The sequence below is a fragment of the Acinetobacter psychrotolerans genome (assembly GCF_048552595.1).
GTDB lineage: Bacteria > Pseudomonadota > Gammaproteobacteria > Pseudomonadales > Moraxellaceae > Acinetobacter.
The window spans coordinates 39,897-53,709 of record NZ_JBIMDK010000007.1; the positions used below are offsets into that span (position 1 = coordinate 39,897).

Consider the following 13,813-nt stretch of genomic DNA (forward strand, 5'->3'; position numbering starts at 1 on the left):
CTGACAGAATGTGTGTTTCTGTCAGGTGAAGTAAGGAATTAAAGCCCTTGTAATTTCAGGCGATTTGCATGTTGACGATACATATCAACAGGGTCAGGAGAGAGTAGTCCTCTTAATCCAAACATCATGTTGGCGAGATCCGTATGATTAAGCGCATAATTATCACGAATGACTTTACCAAAATGGGTGCTACAACGTGCAACCATGCCGTCATTGTCATTGTTACCGTATGCCAATGGACCAAGTTGCATCAAAATGGTGTCTATATCCAAGAGGTTAGTCGTTTGTTTTGTACCACCCCATGAGTAGTAATAAATACCTTTCTCACTCGTTGCACCACTTTTATTACAGTCTGTAGCCAGTGCTGCTGTTGGGTGTTTAAAATTAAATGCTGCTGAACCTGTTTCAGTCAGTGATTTCATTGAACCATCAAAATCAATTGGGGTGTCGGGATTAGCCTCTGCCCATGCGATTAGAGGACCAACAATATATTGCCCCAGAATATTCATAAAGGTTTTGAGGCCAGAATTATTCTGAATGACATCGGCAACTTTTGAACCACGGAACGTTCCACCCACGCCTGTTGCTGATGCAACAAACTGTGGTTTAACCGTAGCGACATATTGTACAGTTGGACCACCATGGCTATGACCAATCAGGTTGACTTTATCTTTGCCCGTAAGAGCAATGACTTCTTCCACCTGAGCAATGAGTTGTTCACCACGAACAGCGGTTGTATTTGTTGGTGATAATTGTGCGGCAAATACAGTTGAGCCATTGCGAGCCATGTCGGGTAAAATTTGATACCAATAATCAATATTAAAGCCATCGTTCCCTATTCGTGACCAACCCAACCACCCGTGAACCATGACGATTGGATATTTGGTTTGTGCATAGTTAGATTTTGCAGTTTGTTTAATTTGCAAAAGGCCTTGTGAAGCTTGAGTTTGGCTGCCAATTCCTAGGCATAATGCACTACATAAACTCAACGCTAAAATATTTTTTGTTTTACGTTTTCTCATGAGATTCCCTGTTATTAAAAATACGTTACGTCCTAATTTGCGAAAGGTAATTGTCCTCCTTGATCATGCACAGTTTCGAATGTTTGTAATCTTAACTGTTCTTGTTGATTCGAAAATTGTTGTGATTTTAATTGGTTAACTGCACTTTGTTTGGCTGAATCACTCATATTGCTGTTCATAATTGTGTCACGTTCAGATAGATATTGCGTGACTTTGCCTTTCCAGTCATTTCTTTGCACATCCAGCGTTTCCAAGCGTTGTGTTGCTTCAGGTCCGACAAGACTGGTACGCATCTGATGTAGCTCTTGCGCAGAGCCACCACGAGCTTTAATTTCGGCAGTGAGTTTTCTTAAGTCTTCAAGTTGATTGAGTTGTTTTAAATTTTCTTTCCAATCCTCTGGAAGATTTTCAAAGCGTTCTTTGAGTTTTTGTGCTTTTTCATTGGCTGATAATTTTTTATCATCCATGATTGCTATACGGTCAACTGTGTATTGATCATAAATATCTTGTGTGCCGAATAAGCCTTGTATTTCATAGTCTGAGAAAAATTTCTGTCTTAAACTTTTGGTATTTTCGACAATTTGTTGATAATACTTTGCGCTATCTTTATCTGCTGTCGGCGCTTGCAAGTCGCCTAACTGACTTCTGTAATCGACATAACGCGTCCATAAATCACTCAATTTTGACAGTACAGGCTCTTGGTAGCTGATTTTTACATAACTTAGAAAGTCAGCTTTGATTTGGGGAATGGTTTTTTCACCGTATTGGGTAATGAAGTATTCAAAGCAATCTTTGGTTTGCTCATTCACAATCATGCGGTTAGCGGCATCCACCTTGATTTGGCAATTGATTTGCGTATCTTGTTGGCTTTTACTGGCAAAGTTATTGGCTTCAGAGGCTGAAAGTTGATTTGTAGCCAATTGCCCATTGTTTTGCTGAAGTGCATCGGCTGAAGTTGTTGATGTTTCTGAACTTTCTTTACTTGGCTTTAGCCAAAAAATGAGTGCTAAAATAATGATTAAGAGAATACCCAATGCGATCCCAAACATTTTTTTCCTAGATGATTCCATCTAACATCCTATTTTTTAGCATTTTTGTTGAAAAAATAATTTGACATAAAATTCGCAGTATCAAATATAAAATTTGTAAAAATAGATGAATGGTTTTTGTTAAAATAAGTAGTCATCCAATGTGCAAAGACCCAATATGTCCTCAAAAGCTCAGAAAATACCGCGTCGCCATCTCAGTGGTGTTTTTTTATTGAATAAACCTTTGGGCATTAGTTCAAATGCTGCATTGCAAAAAGTACGTTGGCTTTTTCGAGCACAGAAAGCAGGACATACAGGAGCGCTTGATCCTTTAGCTTCAGGTCTTTTACCGATTTGCTTGGGCGAGGCGACTAAGTTTTCACATTATTTGTTGGACTCGACCAAACGTTACCAAACCACGATTCAGTTGGGACACAGTACAACAACGGGTGATGTTGAAGGTGAAGTACTGCATGAGCAACCTGTTCCAGAGTTGAATGAAGAAAAGATTCTCAAAGTTTTACAACAATTTACTGGTGATATTCAGCAAGTTCCACCGATGTATTCTGCCTTAAAAAAAGAAGGGCGTCCTTTATACGAGTTGGCACGCAAAGGAATAGAAATTGAGCGTGAAGCACGTCCAATTCATATTTTAGCGATTCAGCTGATCGAGTTTTCACAACAGAGTATTACTTTGGATATCACCAGTTCTAAAGGGACTTATATCCGTGTTTTAGGTGAAGATATTGCCAAAGCATTGGGAACGTATGGGCACTTAATTTATTTACATCGGATTCGAACAGGGCATTTCGATCTAATTCCAGAATATACCATTGAGTATTTGGAAGGTTTGACTGAGCAGGAACGTGAAGCTTTGTTGCTTCCTGTTTATGCACCTGTTGATCATTTTCTAAAAATTCAAGCCCCAGAAGGTCGTGCCGAATTTTTTAGCCGTGGGATGGAAAGTAATATTGATCATCCTGCCGAAGCGGAAGTCTTGGTATTTGATGGTGAAAAATGCTTAGGATTGGCAGAAATTAGTGATAAAAAGCGTTTAATACCAAAACGTGTGCTTAATCTCTAATAAAAATCACTCACTTTAATGGCAATATTGTTATTATTTCTCACATTGTGAAAACCAAAGAGTAAGTTGTATGGAATTTGATCTGATTCTCAGTCTGATCTTTTTTGCTTTTTGTGCAGGTGCGATAGATGCAGCTGTCGGAGGTGGTGGATTGATCCAAATTCCTGCATTGATGGGGGCTTTGCCGAACTACGCAACTGCAACTGTATTTGGCACCAATAAACTTGCATCGATTTGTGGTACAGCCTCTGCTGCATTTTCGTATTTACGCCAAGTCAAACTGCAATGGAAACTTTTGGCTGTCATTGGTGTGACCGCTTTTGTCAGTTCTTTTGGCGGTGCTGCTTGTGTGTCCCTTGTTCCACAAGAAATTTTGCGTCCCTTTGTATTATTCATGCTGATAGTGATTGCGATTTATACATTTTTTAAAAAGCAATTTGGGCAAGTTCATATCCAACAAGAAACCACCAATAAGATGCTATTGATCGCAGGTATTGGTGGTTTAGCGATTGGTTTTTATGACGGAATATTTGGACCCGGAACAGGCAGTTTCTTTATTTTCTTTTTCATTCGTTATTTAAAAGTTGATTTTTTACATGCTTCTGCATTGTCTAAAATTGGCAATTTTATGACTAATTTTGCAGCATTGAGTTTCTTTATTCCTACAGGGCATGTGTTGTTTCAATTGGGTTTAATGATGGCAGTTGCTAACGTGGTAGGTTCATTGGTCGGTGTGAAAATGGCTTTAAAATACGGTAGTGGCTTTATTCGTATTCTGTTTTTAATTTTAGTGAGTATTTTGATTTGTCGTTTGGCATATCAGATGTTGACGGCATAATACATTCCGTCATGTTCTAAAAATTAACCGTATTATCGTAAAAACCGAGCCATGTTATGTGCTCGGTTTTTTTATAGATTTGATCTAAGCTTATCTATGCACAAATGTGGAAATTGTTATTGATCTTTTATTGCTAGTTCAGGATCGGTTTTGGATCGTAGAGTGACACCTACCGATGCAACCATGATACAGACTAAGGCGATACTTTGCCAAAAACTAATATGCTCATTCAATAAAAGCATACCTGAAATTGCAGCAATTGCAGGGGATAAACTGGACAGTGTGCCGTAACTTAGTTTACTTAATCGCTTAAGTGCCATGAGATCTAAAGCATAGGGAATGGCGGTTGCCAATAGTGCAATAATTAAAGCTTGTCGCCAATATTCTGTTTTCATGAGTGCTTCAGGATTATGCACCGCACTAATGGGTAACATTACCATTGCTGATAATACAACGGCGATGCTAAGCGCATGCATGCCAATATTTTGACGAACAACTCTTTGACCATAATAGATATAAACTGCCCAACAGACACCTGCGCCTAAAGCAAAAGCTGCCCCAAGATATGAAAAATTATCTGCGGATGCATCTTGCCAAGGGACTAACAGAGCTATACCAATGACGGCGAGAAGAACCCAGAGATAATCACTTTTTTGTTTAATTGAGAAAAGCGCTAAAGTCAGAGGACCCAAAAACTCTAAACCTACGGCAATTCCTTGTGGTAATTTGCCCAGTGATGCGTAAAACAACACATTCATTAAGCAGACTGAGCCACTATAAAGCAGTAAATCTTTCCATTTTAAATAAGGAAGTCGTTTAATTATTTTCCAAGATCTAAACATTAAAATAATTAAGATAGATGCAAAACAGAGTCTTAAAGTCACTACGGTCAGTGGATCTAATACGGTAAATAACTGTTTGGCAAATGAAGCACTAATTTGATATGCCACCATGGATAAAACCATAAACAGCACAGCAGTAAGTTGAGAATTTGGCATAATAAATAAAAAGAAAACGGTCTTTTTAGATTTTATCATCACTTGATGAGAAAACTCCCATTCCTAAAGTCTATAGTTAAAATTTTAATATTTGCTTGGAGATTTAGATTTCTGCGCTATGATGAAGCAATAAGTGACAGACACATGACACACATTCAATTTCTAAAAGATGTCAGTAGGGATATTAATTATGATGAATCTAGACAATATAGATCAGAGCTTACTCAAAAAAGCTGAATCTGGTGATGCGACAGCTCAATTTGAGCTGTCTATGCTATTACCGCTTGAGCATAGACAGCATATTTCATTATTGACGTCTGCAGCGCAACAAGGACATGAGCAAGCACTTTTGTGTATGGCAAGGTATGAGCAACGTCAGAAAAATTTTGAAGGTACAATGAAATGGCTGAATCAAGCCAAAGATTTAAATGTCCCAAGAGCCTATTTTCTGTTGGCTGAGATTTTTAAATTGGGTGAAGATGTTCCTTTAGACTTAGAACAAAGTATTGAATATTATAAACAAGCAGCAGATTTAGGTGAGACAGATGCTTCTTTTGAATTATTCAAAATTTATAAGGATGGTATCGGTGTTAGAAAAAATAAGGAAATTGCAGAAAAATATTTAAACCTAGCCAAACAAAATTTACATATCGAAGCTGCTGCGATTGAGTTCTAGATAAAATATTGATGTCGAAGCCAAGTTTCATAGAATATTACACACACTCTTCAGGGCGGCTTTTTGCTGTCGGTGATATTCATGGTTGTTATGACCTGTTAATGCAAAAGCTAGAGCAAGCGCATTTTGATTTCCAAACTGATGTTTTGATCGCGGTTGGGGATATTGTCGATCGTGGTCCTGATAGTTTGAAATGTGTCAATTTAATCGGCGAGCGATGGTTTAAGGTCATCTTAGGCAATCATGAAGAGATGTGTTTATTGTCTCGTAAAGAGACTGTGATGGCTGAAATGCATGCACGACATGGTGGTGACTGGTTTTACCAGTTAGATGTAGATCAACAGCAAAACGTGATTGAGAAACTGAGTCATTTACCTGTTGTTTTAGAAGTCCATCATCAAGATAAAAAGTATGGTTTTGTCCATGCAGATATCCCTTTAAACGATTGGAATGCTTTCAAAATAGCACTTGGATCTAAAGGTAGAGAAGCTGCTTTATGGGGCAGAGGACGCATTCAACATCGAGGTTTTATGCGGTATCGGACAGTAAAAGGAATTGATCAGGTTTTTCTTGGTCATACGGTGGTTGATGCTGTGACTCAGCGAGACAATTGTTATTATTTAGACACGGGTGCATATCTAAATGGTGAATTAAGTGTGGTTGAAATAAAGCAAAATTCACTAAAAATACAATAATTTTGTTATCGAATCATGGTGAATTTGAAGGTGTTGCCGATTTATTTTGCCTTGCTTTTTGGATAGTCACTGTACAGCCAATGGATGCACAAATAATCGTTATTAAAGCCAACCATTGTGTCCACAACAACTGCTCACCTAAAAAGATAAACCCTGAAAAAGCTGCAATAGCAGGCTCAAGACTCATCAATGTACCAAAACTTAAAGCGGTTAAGTTTCGAAGTGCGACCATTTCCAAAGAAAAAGGTAAAGCACTTGCTAATATCGCCAATACAATAAAATAAACTAAATTTGATGGTTCAAAAATGGTGGAAGGCATACCCGAAAATAAGGTGATAGGCATTAAACATAACATGCCAATAAACATACCTAAACAGACTGTGTGATTACCTGATACCCCTGAAGGTCGTTGACCTGCCACAATATACAGTGCCCAACAAGCGCCAGCACCTAATGCAAATACAATACCAATCGGATCAAGACTTTGAGCAGCTTGATCGAAAGGAAACAGAAGAATTAATCCGAGAATGGCTAATCCAACCCAAACGAAATCAAATTTCTGTCGTGCATGAAACAGTGCAACACTTAAAGGTCCAATAAATTCAAACGATACTGCAATGCCTAAAGGAAGGCGTTCTATCGACAAATAAAATAGACCATTCATTCCTGCGAGTGCAATGCCATAACTGGCGATTGCAGACCATTTCACCTGTTTAAAATTAACTTGCCAGATTTTGAAAATAACAGCCAAGATCAATGAACTGAGTAAAAGACGCATAGCGGAAATGGTCAATACAGGAAATTGATCAAAAAGACTTTTTGCAAGTGCACCGCTGCTTTGTATGCTAATCATGGCGATAAAAAGTAGGACGATGGCTTGTAGGTGTGGCGCAGATTTTAAATTAGGCATTCTTTTCGAAGTTTAGAGGAGAGGTTGTGTTTGGCGTAGAACCAAAATAAAAAACCACAGGCATTGACCTGTGGTTTTTGAATCTAAAAAATCTTAGAACAATACACGTACGCGAATTGTACCTTCAACTTCCTGAAGTGTATCAAGTGCTTCTTGAGAAGCAGTTGCATCAACATCCATCACTAAGTATCCAACATCACCTTTCGTCATTAAAGACTGACCAGAAATATTGATACCGTGTTCTGCAAACAAGTTGTTGATTTTAGACAACACGCCCGGAACATTTTTATGAATGTGAAGTAAACGATGTTTACCTTCAGTCAATGGAAGTGCAATTTCAGGGAAGTTCACAGCAGATAAAGTCATACCTTTATCAGAATATGCTACAAATTTCTCAGCAACTTCTAAACCAATATTTGCTTGCGCTTCCATGGTTGAACCACCAACGTGCGGTGTTAAAATCACGTTGTCTAAACCACGAAGTGGAGAAACGAATTCTTCACCATTTGCTTTAGGTTCTTTCGGGAATACGTCAACAGCAGCACCAGCAACATGACCAGATTTGATCGCATCAGCCAAGTCTTCAATAATGACACACGTACCACGTGCAGCATTGATAAAGATTGAACCTTCTTTCATTTTCGCAAATTGAACTTTACCGAAGAAATTACGGGTAGAAGGAACATCTGGAACATGAAGCGTTACAACGTCTGCATTTGCAAGAAGTTCATCTAAAGAACCGACTTGGCGTGCATTACCCATAGGTAATTTAGTCACTGCGTCATAATAAATGACGTGCATGCCCAAGCTTTCAGCTAAAACTGAAAGTTGAGAGCCGATTGAGCCATAACCCACGATACCTAATGTTTTACCACGTGTTTCAAATGAACCTACAGCAGATTTGTTCCAACCACCACGGTGAGTAGAAGCAGATTTAGCAGGTACGCCACGAAGTAAAAGGATCGCTTCTGCAAGTACAAGTTCAGCAACTGAACGAGTATTTGAGTAAGGTGCGTTAAATACAGGAATACCACGAATCATCGCTGCATTTAAATTCACTTGGTTTGTTCCGATACAGAAACAACCCACTGCGATCAGTTTATTCGCAGCTTCAAAGATTTCTTCAGTTAATTGTGTACGGGAACGAATACCAATGAAGTGTGCATCTTTAACCGCTTCTTTCAACGCTTCACCTTCAAGCGCAGTTTTACGGGAATCGATATTGGTATATCCAGCAGCATTTAACGTGTCAATTGCGTTTTGATGAACGCCTTCTAACAACAAGAAACGAATTTTATCTTTTGGTAGTGAAAGATGTTGGCTCATTACGGCTCCGCTACAAAGGCCAAATTTAGTCGCGATATGATAACATAGACATAGCGCTATAGATATTTCGTTTATGCTAGTACAGCGCATATTTTATCTACGATTTCTGATAAGCTTTATATATAAATCAAATAGATTACTAATTTATTGATTTTTATAGTGCTCGCACAATGCACGATGTACAAAGTATAGCGAGTGTTATGCAAATATGTGCTTTATCAGAAGCTGTCATCTAGGTAAAATAGTAGTGCAATCGGCAATATTGATGATTTGAGCATTGGAAACATGCTGAAAATATTCTCAAAGCCTGATTATGTATTCTGAATATTCGAGTACCAGACCCCCTTATTTATTTCTTGCTAGGTCCGCAAAACGATGAATGCTCCAGTAACAATAGCACCTGAATTATTGACCCAATTGACGCAAATTGTTGGTGAAAACCGTATTAAAACCGATGCTGATAGCTTAGAAAACTGGGGTAAAGACCATACTAAGCATTTCGAGCCAAATCCATCCGTTGTGGTTTTTCCTTCTAGCACAGAACAAGTACAAGCGATTGTTAAACTTGCGAATCAGTTTGATGTTGCAATTACGCCATCGGGTGGTCGTACAGGTTTATCGGCTGGTGCTGTAGCGGCAAATGGTGAAATTGTCATTAGCTTCGACAAAATGAATCAGATTCTGGAATTTTACCCAGCAGATCGCATGGTGCGTATTCAAGCAGGTGTAGTAACTGAACAATTACAGAACTATGCTTCCGATAAAGGCATGTATTATCCAGTCGATTTTGCATCTGCGGGTTCATCACAAATGGGTGGCAACATTGGTACCAATGCGGGTGGTATCAAAGTGATTAAGTACGGTATGACACGTAATTGGGTGTTGGGTCTAACCGTAGTCACAGGTAAAGGTGATGTACTGCATTTAAACAAAGGCATGATTAAAAATGCAACTGGTTACGCAATGCAGCATTTATTTATTGGTGGTGAAGGTACATTAGGTCTAGTCACAGAAGCTGAAATTAAACTTGAACGTGCGCCACACGATTTACAGGTGATGGTCTTGGGCGTGCCAGATTTTGATGCAATCATGCCAGTTCTACATGCATTTCAAAATAAAATTGACTTAACTGCATTCGAATTCTTTGGTGAATTGGCAATGCAAAAAGTTTTAGAGCGTGGTCATGTGCAACGCCCATTTGAAACCGAATGTCCATTCTACGTTTTACTTGAGTTTGAAGCGCCGTATGAACCAATCATGGATGCTGCGATGGAAATCTTCGAGCATTGTATGGAACAAGGTTGGGTACTCGATGGTGTAATGAGCCAAAGCCTTGAGCAAGTACAAAGCTTATGGCGTTTACGTGAAGATATTTCTGAAACGATTGCTCCATTTACACCCTATAAGAATGATATTTCTGTACTTATTACTCATGTTCCTGCATTTATTAAGGAAATTAATGAGATTGTTGAATCAAATTATCCAGATTTTGAAATCTGTTGGTTCGGTCACATTGGCGACGGTAATTTACACTTAAATATTCTTAAACCTGAAAATTTATCTAAAGATGACTTCTTTGCAAAATGTCAGGTTGTGAATAAATATGTATTTGAAACTGTGAAAAAATATGATGGTTCAATTTCTGCTGAACATGGTGTGGGAATGACCAAAAAACCATATTTGGAATACACACGTTCTGCCGAAGAAATTGAATATATGAGAGCTTTGAAAAAAGTATTTGATCCAAATGGTATTATGAACCCTGGTAAGCTATTTGATTTATAAAGTTTATATGTAATGGAAACATAGTTTCCATAGTGTAAATTGGAAAGGTATTGCATGATATATGCGATACCTTTTTTATTTGGGGAAAATAACAATGTCTCGTTTAGTGTCTATTTCTGTAATGTGTATTGCAATGTTATCTGGGTGTGCGACAACGCAAACCATAGTGAGTAAAGTTACTGGTTCAGAGACCCCATTAAGTCAGGTTTTAAATGAACGTCCTGATTTACGTAAGGATCTCGCGACTGTTGAGTTGCGCCAATATTTTAATAGTGTGGAATCACCTACTGTTGCAGAAGTGAAGTTGACTGAAACGGGTTTGATGGATGATTCAGTACGTTCTATTCGTAGCGTATATAGCTTTAAAAATATTGATGGTCAGTGGAAACGTATAGATATGCAGAAGGAATATCAGTGTTATCGTGGTAAGAACATCAAGACATTCCAAAAGGCAAAATGTCCTTAATGATTTTTTGATTTATGCTTGAAAAAGAGATAGAAGTGCTGGATAAAAACGTATCAGATTTGGTACGTTTTTTTATTTGGGAAATCACAATAAATGAATATTTTAATTGTAGTTATTGGTTTTGATCTTTTGCATTTTTGATTGATACAAGAAGTTGAATATATAAAATTTATAGCCAAACCACCTCATTATTCATACAAGTGATTTCCATCGAGTCATTAATCATCAATAAAGCTTATGTTTTTGTGTGAACGTTTAAAATTTTTGGTTATCAATTCGTTTGGTTTACTTTTGAATCATAGAGGGCTGTTCTATCGAGTGGCGACATGGATGTCGCGGTTGGGCGGGAGTACAAGACGTACCCCTCGCCTTGCGGAAGATTTTTGTCATCTTTTCATCTCTGAAAAGTGAGGATCGCTTACGTAAAGGTATTTAAACTTTGGCTGTAAGGTATGGCATTGCAAACTTTTTATATTGAAACAATTTTTTCATTAAATTGATTTAATTAAAAATATTTATTAAGAGAAATACTATTCTTGTGTCTGAGTTTCTGACAGGTTGGCTATAAAGCAAATTATAATGCTAAGTATCAGAATGAATTAAAGCGATTATTGATAAAGCTTTTGAATTAAAAATAAAGGGGAGTCGATCTTGAATTCAAAGAAAATTTAAAAAGCACTGAAATTGATGATATAAAACCTATAGATTTACCCAAAATGTGAACACAATGAACATCCAACAAGAAATTCAAAACTTATTCCAAAACCGAGATGAACATCCACTGTTTTATATCGAAAGCGGTAGTCGTTTATGGGGCATGGCAAGTCCAGACAGCGACTACGATGTGCGTGGTTTTCATCTACCCTCCAAGGCACAATATTACGATTATCGCCAACACCGTGATTTAATCGAGATCATGGATGGAGACTTTGATTTCGTTTCATTCGACTTAAATAAAATGTTTGGACTTTTGGCAAAAAGTAATCCGACTGTTTTAGAGTGGGTACGTGCACATATTGTCTATTTCAATCAATTTCCTGAATGGGAAATTTTTAGAGATGGCTTACTTGAACGAATAGACTATAAAGCTCTGTATTATCATTACTTGTCGCTGGCTAAAGGCGGTATGCATGTCATGCAAACTGCAGATAACTTTACCTATAAAAAAGTGTTTTATTCTATTCGTGGTCTGATGTCAGCAGAGTTGGCAACACAGCAAATTATGCCTGAACTCCTGATTACGCAATTGTTTGATCAAATCGACGCCCATGATCCCTTACGGCATTGGGCAGAAGATTATTTAGAAATCAAAAAACAGCAGAAAGAAAAAGCGCAATTACCTGTCGCGGAACAAGCACAAATCTTAAAACTGTTAGACGATAAAATTGAGGCCTTAAATCTAAGAGCGATTGAACCGACCAACGATATTGAAAAATTAAAACAATATCTCACTGAATATAGCTTTAATTTAAAGCAACATTTTTATGGCTAATGCTTTTACTCAATCAGAGAATAGTGACACTATGAAAACCCTTGCCTTTATTCATCGTAATGACACCCGCTTTGCGATAGGGGATTTTTATCCTGTACTTTCTGTATTTTCACACTATGAATTGGGCAATACCGTTTCTCCCTTTCTGTTACTGGATCATTTAGGACCTGGTGTTTTAAAACCGACCAATTTACGCAAAGGGGTGAGTGAGCATCCTCATCGTGGTTTTGAAACGGTTACCCTGATTTTTGCTGGTGAATTAGAACATCGTGATTCATCAGGTGGTGGTATTGTTTCAGCGGGTGATGTGCAATGGATGACCGCAGCCTCAGGTGTGGAACACAAAGAGGTATTTAGTGAGGCATTTTCAAAAACGGGTGGCTATTTTGAAATGGTACAACTGTGGGTGAATTTACCAGCTAAAGATAAAATGAATCCACCACGTTATCAGAGTTTGCGAAAAGCCAATATTCCAGTGATTGAACTTCCGAATAGTGCTGGAACGGTACGAGTGATTGCTGGAGACTACCAAGGGCAACACGGGCCAGCAAAAACGCATTCACCACTTCAAGTTTTGGATATTGAAATCCAAGCAGGGCATAAGGTCAGATTGCCCGCAGGCGCAGGAGAAACCACACTGGTCTATTTACGAACGGGTAAGGCACAGTTTAAAGCTGAAGATGAGATATTTGAAGAGCAAGGGCTTGCTGTGATGTCGAGCTTGGAACAAGACTTTGAAATAACGGCATTACAACAGTGTAAATTGCTGCTGCTGACAGGCAAACCGCTTCAAGAACCCATCAACGGTCATGGCCCATTCGTCATGAACAGCTACGCTGAAATTCTTGAAGCATATGACGATATTAAACGTGGCACATTTATCAAATCAAAAGTGCTACATGATGAATAAAGTAAACTATGTAAATTACAATTTGCTTTGATAGCTAATTTATCGATTGTTGTTTGTTTTTGAGTGCAATCAAGCCTTTGATTAGCATCGCAATCCCGACACCTACGCATAATCCCATCAAGAACTTGCCAAATATACCAAAACCCAATTCTTTATGGTTGGCTGAACTAATTGCCTTTGCCGTATCTTCAGCCGACCCAGTACCATTGGCCTGAACATCCATCAAGGCCACAAAGCCTGTATCTGTTTTACAGCTTTCAATCACTGAGCTCGAATCTTCCGCATATTTCTTTTGAACCAATTGCTCACATCGAGCCTGATCTTCAGCGCTAATATTTGGTGAAGAACTTATAAAATAAATTCCTCCACTAATCAACAATAAAATCAGGCCAATAATGATCATTGATACAGGATTTTTATTTTTCATTTAAATTATTTATATCAGCTTAACCAGTATTTAGAGTAGCTGAAGAATAATAAATGTTCAACTTCCCCTGAAAATTTGTCTGTGTTAGACTACCCAAACTTAACCCTGTGTGTACTTCTATGAGCTTTCTTATAGATCGGGTCAAGTTAAAAATCT

Annotated in this window: 14 protein-coding genes; 8 read left to right on the forward strand and 6 right to left on the reverse strand. The window is 38.1% G+C overall.

Going from position 1 to position 13,813, the window contains the following annotated elements; genetic code table 11:
- Positions 1-38: 38 nt before the first annotated feature.
- Together ACG94X_RS08250 and ACG94X_RS08255 are read right to left on the reverse strand one after the other, a co-directional pair.
- Complete coding sequence (locus ACG94X_RS08250) at positions 39-1,022, reverse strand: esterase/lipase family protein (protein ID WP_419383247.1); 984 nt, start codon at positions 1,020-1,022, stop codon at positions 39-41.
- A 32-nt stretch (positions 1,023-1,054) separates the two neighbouring features.
- Positions 1,055-2,092 carry a lipase secretion chaperone gene (locus ACG94X_RS08255; RefSeq protein WP_419383248.1) on the reverse strand — a complete coding sequence of 346 codons (1,038 nt, stop codon included), beginning with the start codon at positions 2,090-2,092 and terminating at the stop codon, positions 1,055-1,057.
- Between the two features lie 136 nt (positions 2,093-2,228).
- On the opposite strand from ACG94X_RS08255, the gene truB reads away from it, so the two are divergent.
- Positions 2,229-3,134 (forward strand): tRNA pseudouridine(55) synthase TruB, encoded by a 906-nt coding sequence (gene truB, locus ACG94X_RS08260; protein WP_419383249.1) that lies wholly within the window; start codon positions 2,229-2,231, stop codon positions 3,132-3,134.
- A 70-nt stretch (positions 3,135-3,204) separates the two neighbouring features.
- Positions 3,205-3,972, forward strand: coding sequence for a sulfite exporter TauE/SafE family protein (locus ACG94X_RS08265; protein ID WP_419383250.1), 768 nt, complete (start codon positions 3,205-3,207; stop codon positions 3,970-3,972).
- 116 nt (positions 3,973-4,088) lie between these two features.
- Here ACG94X_RS08265 and ACG94X_RS08270 read toward each other — a convergent pair whose 3' ends face one another.
- The gene (locus ACG94X_RS08270; protein ID WP_419383365.1) at positions 4,089-4,970 is read right to left on the reverse strand and encodes an EamA family transporter; all 882 of its coding nucleotides are present in this window, start codon (positions 4,968-4,970) and stop codon (positions 4,089-4,091) included.
- A gap of 190 nt (positions 4,971-5,160) precedes the next feature.
- Here ACG94X_RS08270 and ACG94X_RS08275 point away from each other — a divergent pair, with 190 nt between their 5' ends.
- Together ACG94X_RS08275 and ACG94X_RS08280 are read left to right on the forward strand one after the other, a co-directional pair.
- The gene (locus ACG94X_RS08275; protein WP_419383251.1) at positions 5,161-5,646 is read left to right on the forward strand and encodes a tetratricopeptide repeat protein; all 486 of its coding nucleotides are present in this window, start codon (positions 5,161-5,163) and stop codon (positions 5,644-5,646) included.
- Between the two features lie 11 nt (positions 5,647-5,657).
- Complete coding sequence (locus tag ACG94X_RS08280) at positions 5,658-6,341, forward strand: metallophosphoesterase (RefSeq protein ID WP_419383252.1); 684 nt, start codon at positions 5,658-5,660, stop codon at positions 6,339-6,341.
- 13 nt (positions 6,342-6,354) lie between these two features.
- Here the strand turns inward: ACG94X_RS08280 and ACG94X_RS08285 are convergent, their stop codons facing one another.
- On the reverse strand, positions 6,355-7,251 hold the full coding sequence (locus tag ACG94X_RS08285; protein ID WP_419383253.1) for an EamA family transporter: 897 nt from the start codon (positions 7,249-7,251) through the stop codon (positions 6,355-6,357).
- Positions 7,252-7,344: 93 nt separating this feature from the next.
- Positions 7,345-8,577 (reverse strand): phosphoglycerate dehydrogenase, encoded by a 1,233-nt coding sequence (gene serA / locus ACG94X_RS08290; protein WP_419383254.1) that lies wholly within the window; start codon positions 8,575-8,577, stop codon positions 7,345-7,347.
- 375 nt (positions 8,578-8,952) lie between these two features.
- Here serA and ACG94X_RS08295 point away from each other — a divergent pair, with 375 nt between their 5' ends.
- The 4 genes from ACG94X_RS08295 to ACG94X_RS08310 all read left to right on the forward strand — a co-directional run bounded on the left by ACG94X_RS08295 (position 8,953) and on the right by ACG94X_RS08310 (position 13,230).
- Positions 8,953-10,362, forward strand: a complete 1,410-nt coding sequence (locus tag ACG94X_RS08295) for a D-2-hydroxyglutarate dehydrogenase (RefSeq protein WP_419383255.1) — start codon at positions 8,953-8,955, stop codon at positions 10,360-10,362.
- A 94-nt stretch (positions 10,363-10,456) separates the two neighbouring features.
- A complete protein-coding gene (locus ACG94X_RS08300; RefSeq protein ID WP_419383256.1) occupies positions 10,457-10,828 on the forward strand; it encodes a hypothetical protein in 372 nt (123 codons plus the stop codon).
- A 727-nt stretch (positions 10,829-11,555) separates the two neighbouring features.
- Complete coding sequence (locus ACG94X_RS08305) at positions 11,556-12,320, forward strand: nucleotidyltransferase domain-containing protein (protein WP_419383257.1); 765 nt, start codon at positions 11,556-11,558, stop codon at positions 12,318-12,320.
- Positions 12,321-12,351: 31 nt separating this feature from the next.
- Entirely contained in the window at positions 12,352-13,230 is an 879-nt protein-coding gene (locus ACG94X_RS08310; protein ID WP_419383366.1) for a pirin family protein, read from the forward strand.
- A gap of 34 nt (positions 13,231-13,264) precedes the next feature.
- Here ACG94X_RS08310 and ACG94X_RS08315 read toward each other — a convergent pair whose 3' ends face one another.
- Positions 13,265-13,657, reverse strand: a complete 393-nt coding sequence (locus tag ACG94X_RS08315) for a hypothetical protein (protein ID WP_419383258.1) — start codon at positions 13,655-13,657, stop codon at positions 13,265-13,267.
- Between the last annotated feature and the right edge of the window lie 156 nt (positions 13,658-13,813).